The 17,717-nt window shown below is 62.9% G+C and carries 13 protein-coding genes; 7 read left to right on the top strand and 6 right to left on the bottom strand.

Features of this window, described 5'->3' with window-relative positions:
* The first annotated feature begins 8 nt into the window (after window positions 1-8).
* From ACTJGZ_RS00185 to ACTJGZ_RS00170, 4 genes are all read left to right on the top strand, one after another.
* Window positions 9-320: a DUF485 domain-containing protein gene (locus tag ACTJGZ_RS00185; protein WP_441660940.1), complete on the top strand. Its 312-nt coding sequence runs from the start codon at window positions 9-11 to the stop codon at window positions 318-320.
* Window positions 317-1,978, top strand: coding sequence for a cation acetate symporter (locus tag ACTJGZ_RS00180; protein WP_441660939.1), 1,662 nt, complete (start codon window positions 317-319; stop codon window positions 1,976-1,978). Before ACTJGZ_RS00185 ends, ACTJGZ_RS00180 begins: the two co-directional genes overlap by 4 nt.
* A 212-nt stretch (window positions 1,979-2,190) precedes the next feature.
* The gene (gene acs, locus ACTJGZ_RS00175; RefSeq protein WP_441660938.1) at window positions 2,191-4,143 is read left to right on the top strand and encodes an acetate--CoA ligase; all 1,953 of its coding nucleotides are present in this window, start codon (window positions 2,191-2,193) and stop codon (window positions 4,141-4,143) included.
* Between the two features lie 95 nt (window positions 4,144-4,238).
* The gene (locus ACTJGZ_RS00170; RefSeq protein ID WP_441660937.1) at window positions 4,239-4,892 is read left to right on the top strand and encodes a response regulator transcription factor; all 654 of its coding nucleotides are present in this window, start codon (window positions 4,239-4,241) and stop codon (window positions 4,890-4,892) included.
* Window positions 4,893-4,958: 66 nt separating this feature from the next.
* On the opposite strand, the gene nadB is transcribed toward ACTJGZ_RS00170, so the two are convergent.
* The 5 genes from nadB to def form a co-directional block, all read right to left on the bottom strand.
* Window positions 4,959-6,575 (bottom strand): L-aspartate oxidase, encoded by a 1,617-nt coding sequence (gene nadB, locus ACTJGZ_RS00165; RefSeq protein ID WP_441660936.1) that lies wholly within the window; start codon window positions 6,573-6,575, stop codon window positions 4,959-4,961.
* Window positions 6,559-7,722: a quinolinate synthase NadA gene (nadA, locus tag ACTJGZ_RS00160; RefSeq protein WP_441660935.1), complete on the bottom strand. Its 1,164-nt coding sequence runs from the start codon at window positions 7,720-7,722 to the stop codon at window positions 6,559-6,561. Before nadA ends, nadB begins: the two co-directional genes overlap by 17 nt.
* A gap of 162 nt (window positions 7,723-7,884) precedes the next feature.
* The gene (gene nadC, locus ACTJGZ_RS00155; RefSeq protein ID WP_441661041.1) at window positions 7,885-8,712 is read right to left on the bottom strand and encodes a carboxylating nicotinate-nucleotide diphosphorylase; all 828 of its coding nucleotides are present in this window, start codon (window positions 8,710-8,712) and stop codon (window positions 7,885-7,887) included.
* A 395-nt stretch (window positions 8,713-9,107) separates the two neighbouring features.
* On the bottom strand, window positions 9,108-12,560 hold the full coding sequence (locus tag ACTJGZ_RS00150) for a hybrid sensor histidine kinase/response regulator (RefSeq protein WP_441660934.1): 3,453 nt from the start codon (window positions 12,558-12,560) through the stop codon (window positions 9,108-9,110).
* A 75-nt stretch (window positions 12,561-12,635) separates the two neighbouring features.
* Entirely contained in the window at window positions 12,636-13,169 is a 534-nt protein-coding gene (def, locus tag ACTJGZ_RS00145) for a peptide deformylase (protein WP_441660933.1), read from the bottom strand.
* A 320-nt stretch (window positions 13,170-13,489) separates the two neighbouring features.
* Between def and ACTJGZ_RS00140 the strand changes: the two genes are divergently transcribed.
* Together ACTJGZ_RS00140 and ACTJGZ_RS00135 are read left to right on the top strand one after the other, a co-directional pair.
* Window positions 13,490-14,818 (top strand): tetratricopeptide repeat protein, encoded by a 1,329-nt coding sequence (locus ACTJGZ_RS00140; RefSeq protein ID WP_441660932.1) that lies wholly within the window; start codon window positions 13,490-13,492, stop codon window positions 14,816-14,818.
* A 374-nt stretch (window positions 14,819-15,192) separates the two neighbouring features.
* Window positions 15,193-15,951 carry a Crp/Fnr family transcriptional regulator gene (locus ACTJGZ_RS00135; protein ID WP_441660931.1) on the top strand — a complete coding sequence of 253 codons (759 nt, stop codon included), beginning with the start codon at window positions 15,193-15,195 and terminating at the stop codon, window positions 15,949-15,951.
* Here the strand turns inward: ACTJGZ_RS00135 and ACTJGZ_RS00130 are convergent.
* Window positions 15,948-16,835, bottom strand: coding sequence for a LysR family transcriptional regulator (locus ACTJGZ_RS00130; RefSeq protein WP_441660930.1), 888 nt, complete (start codon window positions 16,833-16,835; stop codon window positions 15,948-15,950). The two genes, ACTJGZ_RS00135 and ACTJGZ_RS00130, sit on opposite strands and share 4 nt — an antisense overlap.
* A 322-nt stretch (window positions 16,836-17,157) precedes the next feature.
* Between ACTJGZ_RS00130 and ACTJGZ_RS00125 the strand changes: the two genes are divergently transcribed.
* Window positions 17,158-17,637, top strand: coding sequence for an Lrp/AsnC family transcriptional regulator (locus ACTJGZ_RS00125; protein WP_441660929.1), 480 nt, complete (start codon window positions 17,158-17,160; stop codon window positions 17,635-17,637).
* The last annotated feature ends 80 nt before the right edge of the window (window positions 17,638-17,717 follow it).

Raw genomic sequence — 17,717 nt, 5'->3', positions numbered from 1 at the left:
CAGGCGACATGCAACCTAATGACGTTGTGCCCGCCGTAATGCGGCATCCGAAGTACCAGGAGCTGCTGCAAAAACGTAGTCGCATCAGCATGACCTTCTTCATCATCACGCTCATTCTTTATGCAGGCTTCGTGCTGACACTGGCATTCAATCCGGTGCTGTTCGGCCAGCCCATCGCACCCGGCTACACGCTCAGTATCGGCGTGGCTTCCGGTGTGTTGATGTGTGTGATTGCCGTGGTGCTGATTGCTGTGTATGTCAGCATTTCCAATCGTGTGTTCGATCCGCTGATCGAAGCCATTGTGAAGGATGTGTCATGAAGAAGCTGCTTACTGCCACACTGCTTTCGCTGGCTTGTTCATCGCCCGCCTGGGCGGCGCAGGGCCAGGCCAGTACCTCGGCCATTGTCATGTTCCTGGCGTTCATCGCCGCGACCATGTTCATCACCTACTGGGCGGCGCGCCGCACCCGGACAACCTCCGATTTCTATACGGCTGGCGGCGGCATTACCGGCTTCCAGAATGGCCTGGCGATTGCCGGCGACTACCTTTCCGCTGCGTCCTTCCTGGGCATTATCGGCATGGTTTATGTCAGCGGCTTTGATGGCGTGATCTACGCCATCGGCTTCCTGTTTGGCTGGCCGGTGGTGATGTTCCTGATCGCCGAGCGCCTGCGCAACCTGGGCCGCTACAACTTTGCCGACGTGACCTCGTTCCGCCTGGAACAGAAGCCCATGCGCATTCTGGCGGCCAGCGCGTCGCTCATCATCATCGCGCTCTACCTGATCGCGCAGATGGTCGGGGCAGGCAAGCTGATCCAGCTGCTGTTCGGTCTGGAGTACAAGTTCGCGATTCTGATCGTGGGCGCCCTGATGATGATTTATGTGACCTTCGGCGGCATGACTGCCACGACCTGGGTGCAGATCATCAAGGCCGTGCTGATGCTGTTCGGCGCAACCCTGATGGCGGTGCTGGTGCTGGCGGCCTTCCGCTGGGATCCTAACGCCATGGTGGCTGAAGCGGTTCGTGTCCACCCGGCAGGTATTGCCATCATGTCCCCCGGCGCGTCGGTCAGCAGCAACCCGATCAACGCGTTGTCGTTGGGCCTGGCGCTGGCCTTCGGTACCGCGGGCTTGCCGCACATCCTGATGCGTTTCTTCACCGTGGCCAATGCCAAGGAAGCGCGCAAGTCGGTGATTTGGGCCAGTACCTTCATGGGGTACTTCTACATCCTGACCTTTATTCTGGGCTTTGGCGCCGTGGCCTTCCTGGTGCGTCACCCTGAGTTCTTCCAGACCGGCCCGGATGGCAGCTTCGACATCATCAAGAGCCTGATCGGCGGCACCAACATGGTGGCCGTGCACTTGGCCAATGCGGTTGGCGGCAGCTTGCTGCTGGGCTTCCTGGCGGCAGTGACCTTCGCGACCATCGTGGCGGTGGTGGCTGGCCTGACGCTGGCTGGGGCTGCGGCGATTTCGCATGACCTGTATGCCAACGTGATTGCCAAGGGCCGTGCTTCCGAGCGTGACCAGTTCCGCATCTCGCGTATTTCCACCGTCGTGCTGGGGGTGCTGGCCATTCTGCTGGGCATCATCTTCGAGAACCAGAACGTGGCCTTCATGGTGGGCCTGGCCTTTGCCATCGCGGCCAGCTCCAACTTCCCGGTGCTGGTGCTGTCGATCTCCTGGCGCGGCTGCACCACCCGCGGCGCAACGATCGGCGGTTTCCTGGGCCTGGTAACGGCGGCTGGCTGGGTGGTTCTGAGCCAGACGGTATGGGTGGATGTGCTGGGCTTTGCCGAGCCGATCACGCCTTTCCCCAACCCCGGCATTCTGTCCATCCCGCTGGCCTTTGTTGCGATCTGGGTTTTCTCCAAGCTCGATAACAGCAAGCGTGCGAAGTCCGAGCAGGCCGCTTTCGATGCCCTGACCGTGCGCAGCCAAACCGGTATCGGTGCCGCCCAGGCTTCCGATCACTAAGGAGGGGCAACCGGCAGCCGCAAGGCTGGCCGGTTGCTGCAATGCGGCATGATTTTGTGCCCAGCACCCGGCACATGTCAGGCAGAAAAAGCGGTAATGTAGAAGTGATGCCGCCAGCGCCGGCGTCAGTCCGGCGCTGATTCGACACCTCACATATAACCATGTCCTGCGCCCAGGTAGCGCAGGAGGATTGACAAGAGAAGAGGCAATTCATGACTGAGCAGCAAGAACGCTATCCGGTGCCCCAGGGCTTCGCGGGGCCCAATACGGTGACGAAGGAACAATACGAGCGCCAGTATGCGGAATCCGTCAGTGACCCGGACGGTTTCTGGCGCAAGGTGGCCAAACGCGTGGACTGGTTCCGCGAGCCCACCGAGATCCGCGATGTCAGCTTCCTGGAGGAAGATTTCCGCATTCGCTGGTTCGCCGATGGCGAACTGAACGTCAGCGTGAATTGCCTGGACCGCCACCTGGCCGAGCGCGGCGACAAGACCGCCATCATCTGGGAACCGGATGATCCTTCCCAGCCCGCCCGCCATGTGACCTACCGCCAGCTGTATGAGCGCGTGTGCCGTTTTGCGAATGTCTTGCGCGCCGAAGGCGTGAAGAAGGGCGATCGCGTCACCATCTACCTGCCGATGATTGTTGATGCTGCGGTCGCCATGCTGGCCTGCGCGCGCATCGGCGCCGTGCATAACGTGGTGTTTGGCGGTTTTTCGCCGACCTCCATCGCCGACCGCATCCGCGATTGCGGCGCGTCGGTCGTGATTACTGCCGACGAAGGCTTGCGCGCTGGCCGCAGCATCGCGCTCAAGGCCAATGTCGATGCCGCGCTGAAATTGCCGGGCGTGGACACGGTCAAGCGCGTACTGGTGGTGCGTCATACCGGCAATGAAGTGGCTTTCGACAGCACTATCGACCGCTGGGTGCATGAGCTGATCGAAAAAGTTCCGGCCGAGTGCGAACCCGAGCGCATGAATGCGGAAGACCCGCTGTTCATCCTCTATACCTCCGGCAGTACCGGCAAGCCCAAGGGCGTACTGCATACCACTGGCGGTTATGTGGTGTATGCCAGCTTCACGCACGAGAAGGTCTTTGACCTGCGCGAGAATGATGTTTACTGGTGCACTGCCGATATCGGCTGGATCACCGGCCACAGCTATATCGTCTATGGGCCGCTGGCCAATGGCGCTACCACCGTGGTCTTCGAGGGCGTGCCCAGTTACCCGGATGCTTCGCGTTTCTGGGAGACGGTAGATAAGCATCAGGTCACCATTTTCTACACGGCGCCCACGGCCATCCGTTCGCTGATGCGCGAAGGCGAAGGCCCGGTCAAGAAATCGTCGCGCAAGTCCTTGCGTTTGCTGGGCACGGTGGGCGAACCGATCAATCCGGAAGCCTGGCGCTGGTATTACGAGGTGGTGGGCGACAGCCGTGTGCCCATTGTCGATACCTGGTGGCAGACGGAAAACGGCGGCGCGCTGATCGCGCCGTTGCCGGGCGCCATGGATCTCAAGCCGGGTTCGGCCACCAAGCCGTTCTTCGGGGTGAAGCCCGCGCTGGTCAATGCCAATGGCGAAGCGCTGGAAGGGCCGGGTGAAGGCAATCTGGTCATTCTGGATTCCTGGCCAGGCCAGGCGCGCACGGTATATGGCGACCACCAGCGCTTCATCGACACCTACTTCAAGACCTATCCCGGCACCTATTTCACCGGGGATGGCGCGCGCCGCGATGCCGATGGTTACTACTGGATCACCGGGCGCGTGGATGACGTGATTAACGTCAGCGGTCACCGCATCGGCACGGCGGAACTGGAAAGCGCGCTGGTCGAGCATCCGCTGGTGGCTGAGGCCGCTGCCGTGGGGTTCACGCATGACCTGAAGGGACAAGGCATTTATGTCTATGTCACGCTGGTTGCCGGTCATGAGGGCAACGAGGATCTGCGCAAGGAACTGGTGGCGCATGTGCGCAAGATCATCGGCCCGATTGCCACGCCAGATCATCTGCAATGGGCGCCGGCATTGCCGAAGACGCGCTCCGGGAAAATCATGCGCCGCATTCTGCGTAAAATCGCGGAAAACGCGCCGGATCAACTGGGCGATACGACGACATTGGCGGATCCGTCTGTGGTCGAGGACCTGCTGGAAGGCCGCCGCGTTTCTTGAGATAACGCCGGCCGTAGCACCCATCCGGCCAACTGGCCGGATGGGGGTTCCGGACACATCATGCCGCGGCGGATCGCGCAGAGAGTCAGGAACACATGAAAGAACTGTTGATTGCCGATGACCACCCTTTGTTCCGCGAAGCCTTGCGCGGTGTGGTGGCGCGGGCGTTTCCCGAGGCCGCCATCCTTGAGGCGGACAAGCTGGAACAGCTATATGACCTGGTGGATGCCCACCCGGATGCAGACATCTTGCTGCTGGATCTGGATATGCCAGGCGCGCAGGGGTTTGGCGCACTGGCACATGTGCGCGCGCAGCACCCGCAACTGCCCATTGTTATTGTGTCTGCCCATGAAGAACCGGCAGTGATCCGGCGCGCGCTGGATCATGGTGCGATGGGCTTCATTCCGAAGTCGGCCAACGCGGGCCTGATGGGCAAGGCGTTGCTGCAAGTGCTGGACGGCACGCCCTGGGTGCCTGAAGGCATGTTGCTGGCAGCTGGGGCTGGCGCGGAAGAGCAGGATGTCGGCCGCCGTGTCGGCGAACTGACGCCGCAGCAGTTCCGCGTGCTGCAAATGGTTGGGGCAGGGCGCCTGAACAAGCAGATTGCAGACGACCTGGGCGTATCGGAAGCCACAGTCAAGGCGCATATGACGGCCATCATGCGCAAACTGGGTGTTTCCAATCGCACCCAGGCGGTTTCGCTGGTCGCGCGTCTGGGCTTGTCGCAGGATAGCGTCGAAAACGCCTGATCCTGCTGCCGGGGGCGTTAGGGGGGCAGGCGCGTTTCGGGCGTTTCTGGTGTTTCTGGTGTTTCTTCAGGCCGCCAGGGCATGGGCGCCGCAGCTCTGCGGGCGCGCAAGCGCTGCTTCCAGTGTCAGGCAGGCCAGATCCAGCAAATTGCGCAGCTCCAGCCAGGCCAGGGATGGCACGCCGGGCTGGCCATGGGCGTGAAACTCGCCGCGCAACTGCTCAAGGTCTGCGCGGGCGCGGGCCATGGTCTGGGTCTGGCGCAGAATACCCGCCCCTTGCCACATCAGTTGCTGCAATGCCGCACGGGCCTGCTGGCAACGCGCGCCGCTCCAGGGGGAGGCGTCATGGGGCGCCGCCACCGGCAGGGGCGGAGCCAGGCTTTGATCTGGCCAGGGCTGGCCGCGAGTGTCGCGCGCCGCCATCTCCTGCGCGGCAGCCTGGCCCAGCACGATACATTCCAGCAGCGAATTGCTGGCCAGGCGGTTCGCGCCATGCAGGCCGGTGCAGGCGCATTCGCCAATGGCGTACAGGCCGGGCAATGAGGTGCGCCCATGCAAATCCGTCAGAATGCCGCCGCAGGCATAGTGGGCCAGCGGCGCGACCGGTATCGGCTCGCGTTCCGGTTCTATGCCATGCGCGCGGCAGGCTGCCAGGATATTGGGGAAGTGGCGCGCCAGGAAGGCGGGCTGCCGGTGGCTGATGTCCAGATGAACATGAGGCAGTTGATGCTGCTGCATTTCCTGGTAAATGGCGCGGGCGACGATGTCGCGCGGCGCCAGCTCGGCGCGGGTGTCGTAGCCTGGCATGAAGCGGCTGCCGTCGGGGAGCCGCAACAGGGCGCCTTCACCGCGCAAGGCTTCAGAAATCAGCGGGGTCGTGTGCGGCAGGGACTGCGGGGGGCGGGTCTGCGGCGGCGCGGACAGGGCCAGGCCGGTCGGGTGAAACTGAATGAATTCCAGCCCGGAAAGCCGGCATCCGGCACGCCAGGCCATAGCCTGGCCGTCACCGGTGGCGCCAGCCGGATTGCTGGTGCGCGGGTAGAGCTGCCCGCTGCCGCCGGTGGCCAGGACGACCTGCCCGGCGTAGAGGGGGACCAGCCGGTTTTGCCGCAAATCGACAGCCAGCACGCCTGCGCAGCGCCGCCCGGCCGCCGGGTCTGTGGCGCTGATCAGATCCAGCGCGGCATGCTGTTGCAGAAGGGTCAGATTGGGCCGTTGCCGCGCCAGCGGCCAAAGCGTGGCCATGACGGCCTGGCCAGTGGCATCGGCCGCATGGGCAATACGGCGCTTGCCGTGCCCACCTTCGCGTGTCAGATGCAATTGCCCGTTTTCTTCGGAAAACGGCACACCGGCTTGCCGCAGCCAGGCGATGGCCTGGGCGGCCTGCGACAGAATACCTTGCGTATTGCCGGGGTCGCAGCAGCCCGCCCCGGCGGTCAGGGTGTCCTGCACATGCTCGGCGACGCTGTCGCCAGGATCCAGGACGGCTGCAATGCCGCCCTGAGCCAGGCAGCTGGCGCTGGCCTGCCAATCCTGTTTGATCACTAGCGCGACGCGCCAGCTGGCAGGCAGGCTCAGGGCTGTGCTCAAGCCGGCCAGGCCCGCGCCGACGATGATGGCGTCATAGTGCTGCGGCGCGTCATGGCGGGCGCCGCTTGTGCTGGTATCAGACTGCGCCCACATGGCTGTAAAGCTCCGTATCCTGTTCAAAGTCGCCGCTGGCCTGGACGCGGGCTTGCCGTGCTGCGGCGAAGTCCAGCATGCGGGCGATGGGCAGGCGGGCAGCGCGTGCCAGTGCCGGGTCCAGGGTGATTTCTCCGCTGCCCTGTTCCAGGGCAGCCGCGACACCTGCGAGGCCGTTCATGGCCATCCAGGGGCAGAAGGCGCAGCTTTTGCAGGCGGCGCTATCCCCGGCGGTGGGGGCGGCCAGAAAGGTTTTGCCAGGCGCCCGCAGGCGCATTTCATGCAGAATGCCCAAATCCGTGGCGACGATGAAATGCGTGGCATCCAGTTCGGCGGCGGCCTGGATCAGGCGGGTGGTGGATCCCACCACATCCGCCTGGCTGACGACACTGTCGGGCGACTCCGGGTGCGCCAGAACTTTGGCATGGGGATATTCCTGGCGCAGGGCATCCAGTTCAAAGCCCTTGAATTCGTTATGCACCAGGCACGAGCCTTGCCATAGCACCATATCGGCCCCGGTCTGGCGCTGAATGTAGCTGCCTAGATGGCGGTCCGGCGCCCAGAGGATTTTCTCGCCGCGCGCATGCAGGCTGGCCACGATATCCAGCCCGACTGACGATGTAACCACCCAGTCGGCCTGGGCTTTCACGGCGGCGCTGGTATTGGCATAGACCACCACGGTGCGGTCCGGGTGCTGGGCGCGGAAGGCGCGGAATTCGTCGGCGGCGCAGCCCAGGTCGAGCGAGCAGGTGGCGCTCAGGTCAGGCATCAGGATGCGCTTTTCCGGGCTGAGTATGCACGCGGTTTCGCCCATGAAGCGCACCCCTGCGACGACGATGGTCGCGGCATCGTGATCCCGCCCGAAGCGGGCCATTTCCAGCGAATCACCGACACAGCCGCCAGTTTCCCGCGCCAGATCCTGCAGATCGGCATCGACATAATAGTGCGCCACCAGCACGGCGTTTTCACGTTGCAGCAGGGTTTTGATGCGTTCGCGATAGCTGGCGCGCAGGGCTGGCGTCAGGGGCGGCGGCAAGGTGGCCCAGGCGCTGCCGGTGGCGCAACTGGCGCTGGCGGAAGGGGTGGCCGCATGCGTGTCGTAATCAAACCAGAGGCGCTGGGCGTTTGGGGAAGTGGCAAGGTTCATGGGGGCGCTCCTTATATGCTCTCAATGAGTATTGATTGGCGGAATGAAGACCAGGGCCAGTGGCGGGGCGGGCCCGTGCAGCCTGGCGCTGATGAAGCGGAAACAGGGCCTGCGGCGGCACTGGCAGCAGGCCGGTGCGCAGGCGAAATACTGCTGACAGGCCTAGGGTGAGAGGCTATCCAGGCCGATATCCAGGGCCCGCACACTGTGCGTCAGGGCACCGATGGCGATGTAATCGACACCGGTGGCGGCGATGCTGGCCGCGCTGGTTTCGGAAACGCCGCCCGACGCTTCGGTAATGGCGCGTCCGCGGGCGAGGGCCACGGCGGCGCGCAAGGTATCGGTGTCCATGTTGTCCAGCAGCACGACGGCGACATTCAGATCCAGCGCCTCGCGCAATTGCGCGAGCGTATCGACTTCAACTTCCAGCGCGGTCAGGTGGCCGGCATGGGCGCGAGCGCGTTCGACGGCTGTCCGCAGGCTGCCGCAAAGGGCAATGTGGTTGTCCTTGATCAGAACGGCATCATCGAGGCCATAGCGGTGATTGCTGCCGCCGCCGACGCGCACCGCGTACTTTTGCAGACTGCGCAGGCCCGGCAAGGTTTTGCGCGTGCAATTGACCCGTGTGCCGTAAGGCCGGATGGCATCCGCGATACGCGCGGTGGCGCTGGCGATGCCGCTGAGGTGGCTCAGATAGTTCAGGGCCGTGCGTTCGGCGCTGAGCAAAGCGCGTGCCGGGCCGTGGATGTGGGCAATGGTATCGCCCGGTGCGAGCCGGCTGCCGTCGGGCATGAAGGTTTCCAGGCGGGCGGCGCTATCCATGAGCTCGAAGCTCAGGCGGGCCGCGTCCAGACCGGCCAGCACACCTGCTTCGCGCGCCCGCAAGGCAAGCGTGGCCTGTGTGTCTGCCGGAATAATCGTATCGCTGGTCACATCGCCGCGCCGGCCCAGGTCTTCCAGCAGGGCGGCGCGTACTTGCGGTTCCAGCATCAGGCGGGGCAGCGGCGGGATGGGCCAGCCGCCATGCTCATGATGGGCTGAAGCAGTGAGGGAAACTGATTTGCTCTGCATGAGCATTATCCTTGCAAAAAAAGTTCTGGCAGCCATGCCTGGCGCTCAGAAGGCAGATTTAGCCCGTGCTGTGCCCGGTTGGCCCGCCCTGCATCCTGACATTGGCTTGCCTGTCAGGCAGACGTGCCAGCGGACTGGGCGCGTGTGAAGCGGGCGCGCCAGCAGGCGGTTCAAGTACATACAAACCGGTGCAACAGATTCAAATGGGGGCGGTAAGCTCGCATCAGGATGGTTATCCTGTCTGTGAGCATAAGTTTTATTCTTTAATTGAGTATAAGTAAAGCCCGGGATTTCCCCGGGGCTGCTTCCTGTGGTTAACCGGCGACAGGGCCGGAGCGGCCTGCCTTGCGCTGCGCGGCCAGATAGGCGCGCAGCGATGCGGGCTTCACGGGTTTGGTCAGCACATGGTAGCCGCGTGAGCGGGCCAGCTGTTTGAGCGTATCGCTGCCATCTGCCGTCAGCAGCGCGCCGCGCAGGCCGGGTTTGAGCGCCCGCAGCGCGTCCAGTGTATCCAGGCCATCCAGCCTGTCATGCAGGTGATAGTCCACCAGCAGAACATCCGGGTTTTGCGTTATGGCGGCCAGCGCTTCGTCCACGGTGGTGGCGCAGTGAATGTCTATTTGCCAGCGTTGCAGCAAGGCGCGCATGCCTTCGAGAATATCGGGGTCGTTGTCCACGCACAGCACTTTCAGGCCTGCGACATTACTGGCGTCGCTTGCCAGCGCCGGGGCGGCCTGGCGAGCTGTCGGGGCAGGCGCCGCCACGCGCGGTACGGCGATGGAGAACATGCTGCCGCGCCCGACGATGGATCTTGCGTCCAGCGCATGGCCCAACAGCAGGGAAATGCGCTGACAGATAGACAAGCCCAGGCCCAGGCCACGGCCATCCCAGTCAAAAGGCTGTTCATAGCGGTGGAATTCTTCGTAGATTTGCCGCAAATGGTGCGAAGGAATGCCCGGCCCGGTGTCCCAGACCTGAAAGACCACGCTGTCGCCGCGCTGCCGCGCCGTCAGCAGAATGCGTCCCTGGCGGGTGTAACGCAAGGCATTGGCCAGGAAGTTCTGCAACACGCGCCGCAGCAGCCGCTGGTCGCTGCGCACATAGTGGGAGCGGGCATGCAGCCGCAACTCCAGCCCCCGGCCCTGGGCCATGGGCGCGTATTGCTCAACCAGCTGGCGCATCAGGATACCGGCATCGAAAACAGTGACATCCGGGCGCAGGGCGCCGGCATCCAGGCGCGACACATCCAGCAGGCCATCGAGCAGTTCTTCGGCGGCACGCAAAGACGTGTCCACACGTTCCGCCAGATGCTTTTGTTCGGCCGCCTGTTCCGACGCCCGCAGGGCTGAAGCGAACAGCCGGGCGGCATTGATGGGTTGCAGCACATCGTGGCTGACGGCGGTCAGGAAGCGGGTGCGGGATTCCTGGGCCTGCTCGGCCTCGCGTGTGCGCTCGGCCACGCGCTGCTCCAGGTTTTCATTCATTTCGCGCAATTCGCCTTCCACATGCTTGTAGGCGCTGATATCGCTGTAGGTGGTGACATAACCGCCAGCAGGCAAAGGCCGGCCGCGTAATTCCAGCACCTGGCCGGATTCCAGGACACGCTGGAAAATATGCGCTGAGCCGGCGCGCATGAAGGCGATGCGCTTGTCGATTTCCTGTTCGATATCCAGGCGCGATGCCGGGCCGAGCTTGCCGTTCTCGACATTGAAGCGGATCAGGTCAGCCACCGGGCGGCCCACATAAAGCATATTGGCCGGGTAGCCGAAGAGTTGCAGATAGCGCTGGTTCCAGGCGACCAGGCGCATCTCGGCATCGACCACACTGACACCCTGATCAATATTTTCCAGCGTGGCCAGCAGGATTTCCCGATTGAAACGCAGCGCCGGAGCCGCTTCGTCGAGGATCGCGACGATGGCGGTAATTTCCATGCCCGAGCCTTCGAGCGCGGTGGTCATGAGCAAGCGTGCCGAGGCCGCCCCGACGGCGGCGGCCAGCAGGAGTTCCGTGGCATGAACCCAGGCCGCGTCGGCGGCCGTGCCCGGGGCCAGTGTTAGGCCGCGTTGGCGGGCCTGTTCTTCAAAGGCCTTCTGGGCGGCGGGTTCACCGATGATGCGGCTGGCCAGCGCCTGCAAGTCTCTGACTTGCAGATTGCCGCGCCACTGGCCGGGGGCCTGGGCGCGGTGCTCTGCATAGGGGTTCAGGAAAGGTTCGGCCCGCAGCCGTTCCGCCAGCCCCGGCGGCCAGCGCATGGAAACCAGCAGCATGGTCAGCCCGTTGAGCAGCAGTGACCAGAACGTGCCATGGGTGAGCGGATCCCAGCCGGTACTGCCGAACAGATGCTGGGGGCGCAGCCAGTGCAGGCCGAACAGTCCTTCATGCATCCAGGCCGGATCCAGCCAGCCGCTTTCAGTGAGGCTGGGCAGCAACAGGGTATAGGTCCAGATGCCGAAGCCGATCAGCAAGCCTGCCTCCACGCCACGGCGGCTGGTGCCGCTCCAATACAGGCCGCCGATCAGGCCAGGGCCGAATTGCGCGACGGCGGCAAAAGCCATCAGGCCAAAGGATGCCAGCGCCGTATCGCTGCCGCTGGCGCGGTAATAGCCGTAGGCCAGCGAGGCCATGAAGAAAATGGCGACTCGGCGCACCCACAGCACGGTGCTGGCGACATTGCGGTCCAGTGACCCGGCGCGGCGGCGGCGCAGCAGGATGGGCATGATCAGGTCGTTGCTGATCATCGTGGACAAGGCCACGCTAGCCACGATGACCATCCCGGTGGCGGCGGAAAAACCGCCGATATAGGCCACCAGGGCCAGCCCGGCATGGTTTTCAGCCAGCGGCAGGGCCAGCACGAAACTGTCTGGCGCGATATTGCTGAAGCCAAACAGCGCCGCGCCGGCGCTGGCAATGGGCAGCACCATCAGGCAGACGATGACCAGATAGCCGCCAAACCACCAGCGCGCCCGCCGGATATCGGCGATGTCGCCACATTCGACAATGGCCACATGGAACTGGCGCGGCAGACAAACCATGGCGGCGAAAGCCAGCAACGTCTGCCCCACGAAACCGACCGGCGGGGTATCCAGCAGGGTATGGGTTGCCTGCACCAGGCTGGTGCCGCTGCCTGAAAACCACAGGATGGAAAAAACGCCTATGGTGATCAAGGCGACCAGCTTCACCAGGGATTCGAAGGCCACGGCCAGGATCAGGCCGGGGCGGTGCTCGGTGGCATCGACCTGGCGGGTGCCGAACATCACTGAAAAAACCGCCATCAGAATGGCGACATAAAAGGCCGGGTCGCCCAGCAAGCTTTGGCTGCGCGCCGGGCCGGTCAGCACGTCCAGGCTGAGCGCCACGGCTTTATATTGCAAGGCCTGGTAGGGCACGGCGGCCAGCAGCGCAATCAGCGCGACCAGCGCGGCCAGCCGTTGCGAACGTCCATACCGGCTGGCAATGAAGTCGGAAATGGAAACCGTATTCTGGGAGCGTGCGATCAGGGCCAGCCGTTCCATGATGCGCCAGCCGAACATCATCATCAGGAACGGGCCGAGATAAATGGGCAGATAGCCTATGCCATAGCGTACCGCCGAGCCGACCGCGCCATAGAAGGTCCAGGAAGAACAATAGACGGCCAGCGCTAGGCTATAGACGGCCGGCCGCAGCCAGGGGCGCTGGGGGTAGAGCGGATAGCGGTCACCGATCCACGCCACGGCAAACAGCAGCGCCGCGTAGCCCAGTGATACCAGCAAAACCCAGGCTGGCAGCATAGATTGTCCTTTTTCCTGCGTGAGGCCAAAAGCCGGGCTGGCCTGTGCATGGCCTGGCCCGGTGTTTGTTCAAGGTCAGCTGCGCGCTTGGGCTAAGCGTTCCGGGAAGAGCACATCGGTATAGCCGAAGAGGCCGAAGTCCTGGATGCGCGAGGGGTACAGACGGCCGATCAGATGATCGTATTCGTGTTGCACCACGCGGGCGTGGAAACCTTCGGCCGTGCGGCTGATTTCTTCGCCGTCGGGCGTATAGCCGGTATAGCGGATCGCGCGGTAGCGCGGCACGACGGCGCGCAGGCCGGGAATGGAAAGGCAGCCTTCCCAGCCGTCTTCGGTTTCTTCGGTCAAAGGTTCGATGATGGGATTGCACAGTGCCGTGCGCGGCACGGGCGGGGCATCGGGGTAGCGCTCGCTGTGCTCGAACCCGAACACCATGAGCTGCAGGCTGACGCCGATCTGCGGCGCGGCCAGGCCGACGCCGTCGGCCTGATCCATGGTTTCGAACATGTCGGCAACCAAGGCGCGCAACGCCGGGGTGGAGTAGTGCTCAATGGGTTCCGCGATCTGCAGCAGTAGCGGATCCCCCATTTTTAGAATCTCTCGAATCATTATTGTTCTCCTGATTCGTTGTCGAAGCCAGGCTCAGGCAAATGGCCTGGGCTGATACTTCCTTCCGGCCTGTCCGGTAATTCTTGGACAGGCTGGCCGCGCAACAGTTGCGGCGCGGCGCCAGGGGCAGGAGGGTGAGGCCTGCGCGCCTGGTCATTGCTATTGTAGGCAGATGGCGCCGTGCCGCACAGTGCCGCAGGAGTGAAATAAATATCTATCTCAATCGTCTTTTTGTCTAAACTTCGGGACGGGACGTCTGTGGCACGGTCAGCCATGACGTATGCAGGCAGACATGCCGTTTCAACAGACCGGATTGATTCATGACTATTCACATCAAACATATCGTGGGGGCTTGCCTGCTGGCGTGGGCAGGAACGGCAGCACAGGCGGCGACGGATGACTGGAAGGGCCAGTATGAGCAGGCGATCCAGCGGTATCAGGCGCAGGATCTGGACGGCGCAGAGAAAGCGGCGCGTGCCGCGCTGAAAATTGCCGAAACCGGCAAAGGCAATACCAAGCCTTATATGGCCAGCAGCCTGAATATGCTTGCCATGATCCACAATGAACGCGGCGAGTATGACAAGGCCATCGAATTGCAGCAGCGCTCGCTGACCTTGAGCGAACAGTCGCTGGGCAAACATACCAATACCGCATCGCTGGCTTACAACCTGGGCAATATGCTGGATGAGCAAGGGCGGCGCGAAGAGGCGCTGGGCTACTATCAGCGGGGCCTGGAAATGGTGTCCAGCCTGCCGTCGAACGCCCAGAACGACACACTCAAGGCCAACTTGAATGCGGCGCTGGGGCGTGTGTATGCGGCCATGGGCAATCAGGCCGAAGCTGAACGCTATACCAGCGCCTTGCTGGGATCGTCGGCGGAATTGCCCCCTCTGGTGCGCGCGGACGGCCTGACACGCCAGGCGCGGGTGCAGGAAGCGCGTGGCGACTGGGAGCAGGCGCGTGTGGCGCTGGACGAGGCCTTGCAATTGCGTCGCCAGGCGCTGGGCGAAAACGATATTTCCGTGGCCCAGAGCCAGGGCGAATTGGCGGCCTTGCTCAACCGCCAGGGCTTGCATGACGAAGCGGCGCCGCTGCACCAGGCTGCCCTGGCCTTGCGTGAACGCATCAATCCTGACGACCCCGGAATGGCCGGGCATTTGAATGAGCTGGCGATCTGGCACATGAGCCGCAAGGAGTATGCGCAAGCCGAGCCCTTGCTGGCGCGCGCGCTGGCTCTGGTGCAGCGCGGGCAGGGTGAGCAGAGCCTGGCGGCGGCGCATCTGCTGTCCAGCCAGGCGCGCCTGCGCGAAGACCAAAATGACGAAGCTGGCGCCAATGCGCTCTATCAGCAGGCGCTGGATGCCTATGCTGCGCATGGCGACGACCAGGAAGCGCTATTGGGACAGGCGCAGATTCTGAACAATATGGCGGGGCCGGTCTATCGCAAACGCCGGTTTGCCGAGGCGGAAAAGCTGTTCCTGCAATCGCTGGCATTGTCGGAGCAGGCGGTGGGCGAAAATGATGCGCGCTTGCTGCCGGTGCTGGAAAACCTGCATGCCCTGTGCGTCAGCCAGGGGCGCAGCGCTGATGCCTCCGGTTATGGCCAGCGCATAGAGGCGATTAAAAAAGAATCGGGCGCAGGCGCTTGAGCTCCGCTGTGAGGAGTTAAGCCGCTGTGCCGCCGGCCGAATCTGGCCAGCGGCGCAGCGACGCTCATTCTGAAATATTTTTCCGAATACAATGCGAAATCCAGACATTAGGAAGATTGTCTGGATAAACATAATGTTATATTCAGAAAAGACTTGTCACCGTCCCCGCCTCTGCGCATCCCTGCTGCAGGAATACGGGCAAGATCTATCAGTTTGCATGTGTGTTCCCTCTTTCTGTCCCTATCCGTGATGCCCATACATGGCGGATAAAAAATTAAGAATCAGACAGATACCGCGCATGCCGACACTGAGTGGGCCGCAGGATCAGCGAGGAATCCTGTTTCAAAGACCCTCCTTTGATGAGTGACGTAGGCATGCGAGATCATGCAACCAGGCCTTGGCGCCGCAAGGTACCGGACATTTTCACCGGGACCAGCACCAAGGCTCGTACGGCTTTCCAATCGCATGCCGTTAGTCTGATATTCCGTTCACGCGCACCTGTTGCCGCCGATGGCGAGCAGGTTTTCCTGCTGGAGCAAGGGCGTGTCAAACAATACCGGCAAGTGCCCGGCGGCCAGACGCTGGTGTCCGGTTTTTGTTTGCCGGGCGATATTTTCGGCGCAGTCGGCGCGGTGCGGCGGCCTGATCCGGCCATACCAGGTGTGCGCAGTGTGGCGGTCGGGCGCTGTGTCGTGAGCGCGATCCCCCGGGATCGGTTTCAGCAGTTGCTGGAAATGTTTCCCCGCTTGCGGCAAAACGTGCTGGCCATCATGGAAGAGCGTCTGTCACAAGCCATTGAACTGGCCAGTGTTGCGGAAATCACGCGCCCGGATGTGCGCTTGGCCGTCGTCTTGCTAGCCTGTGCCCGGCAGTGCGGTGTGCCAGTAGAGGGCGGTGTGTTGCTGGATATGCCCGTGACCCGCCAGGAATTTGTCGATCTGACGAATGTGGGGCGGCATCAATTGACACGGATATTCCAGCAACTGGAACGCCAGGGCTGGCTGACGGTGGTTCAGCGCCGCCTGCTGTTGCGGCAGCCGGGGGCGCTGGCCAGGCTGGCGCACGAAGCCCAGGCCACGATTGCCCTGGGCAGCACTGCCCAATCCTGGCTGCCGCCCTGGTCGGTGCTCTAGGCCTGGCGCCAGGGCGGCGCTTGCAGCGCAGCGGCCAGGAAATCACGCAATAGCTGCACCTTGAGCGGCAGCAGCGTGCGGGTAGGATAAACCGCATGCACAGCGATGGTGCCGGCCTGCCATGAGGGCATCAATTCCACCAGCGCGCCGCTGGCCAAAGCCGCATGGCTGAGGAAATCCGGCTGCAGGATAATGCCCTGGCCAGCCAGCGCCAGGGCCAGGCAAGTCGCGCCGCTATTGGCGTAGGCGCGCGGTTGCACACGCTGGCTGCTGCGCTGCCCGTCGGCGTGCGTAAAGCGCCAGTCATCGCCATGGGATGAGTAGCTGTAACTGATGACGGCATGCCGGCTTAAATCCCCGGGCTGCTCGGGCGCGCCATGACGCGCCAGGTAATCCGGCGCAGCGCACAGCACCATGCGGGTCTGGGCCAGCGGGCGGGCTACCAGCCCGCTGGCGCTCAGGTTGCCGATCCGCACTACCATGTCGTAGCCTTCTTCAACCAGATCGACCACGCGGTCGGACAGCACAATGTCCATCTCGACTTGCGGGTTGAGCGCCATGAATTGCGCCCACAGAGGGGCCAGATGCAGAATGCCGAAATCATGGGGCGCGCCAATGCGCAGCCGGCCATGGGCTTGCTTGGCCCGCGCGCCAGCCTCATCTTCGGCCTCGCGCACGGCTGCCAGCACTTCTTTGCAGCGCAGGTAATACAGCCGGCCTTCATCGGTGAGGGAAAGACGGCGTGTCGTGCGGTGCAACAAGCGGATGCCCAGGTGCTGTTCCAGCTCGGCAACCTGGCGGGACACGGCAGGCTTGGACAGGCCGGTCGAGTCCATGGCGCCGACAAAGCTGCCGGCATCCACGACGGCAACAAACGTATTCATGGCCTGAAGCCTATCCATGTGCGCTCGCGAAGACGAAAAAGTGGCGGGAGTATGGCGGAAATTTTATGACGGAAGCCGGGGTTATCCCTGGTTCTGACGGAATTTATGCCAGGTTACAGGTATTTTGACGGGGCAGAAGGGGCATGCAGGCAGCATGCATGATTTAGAATTTGTGACATGCTTGCCGGGAAGCCGGTCTTGGGTCTTGGGTCTCGGGCCCCGGGTCTTCAGGACAGGGCGCGGGCAAGGCATGGATGAGAGGCGTGGCGCTCGGATACGGGTTGCGTTTCTTGGCACTCATTTCAAATCCAAGTGGAAATCAATGCAGCTTGATAAAGCGGATCTGGGCATCCTTAGGCTCTTGCAGGAAAACGCGCGTTCTTCATTTGATGTCCTGGCAGCGGAAGTCGGCTTGTCCTCTTCAGCCGTGCTGCGGCGCGTGAAGCGTCTGGAATCCGAAGGCCTGATCAAGGGCTATCGGGCCGTGATCAACGCCGAGGCAGCGGGCATAGGCCTGATGGCTTATGTCAATGTGCGGCTGGAAAAACAGGTGGGCGCTGCGCAGGTCGGCCCCAAGGAGTTGTTCCAGACGTCAGTGCAAGCTTGGCCGGAAGTGGTCGAATGTGTGTCCCTGACCGGCGAGATGGATTTCCTGCTGCACGTGGCAGTGCGCGACATGAATCATTTCTCGCGCTTTATTTCCGACAAGCTGCTGCACCATGAAAGCGTGCGCGACTGCCGCTCCAGTTTCGTCATGGATTGGGTCAAGGAAAACAATGGTTTGCCGCTGGAAGAAAACTGATTCTTCAGGCGCGGCCTGAAGAATCAGCAAAGAAATTCCAGCGGGTTGAAGCGCCGCCGGTCTTTCGGAGAGACAGCCCC

Origin of the sequence: Kerstersia sp. (assembly GCF_052103615.1) — a bacterium.
Taxonomy (GTDB): Bacteria; Pseudomonadota; Gammaproteobacteria; order Burkholderiales; family Burkholderiaceae_B; genus Kerstersia.
This window is presented reverse-complemented; position numbering and strand designations above follow the sequence as displayed.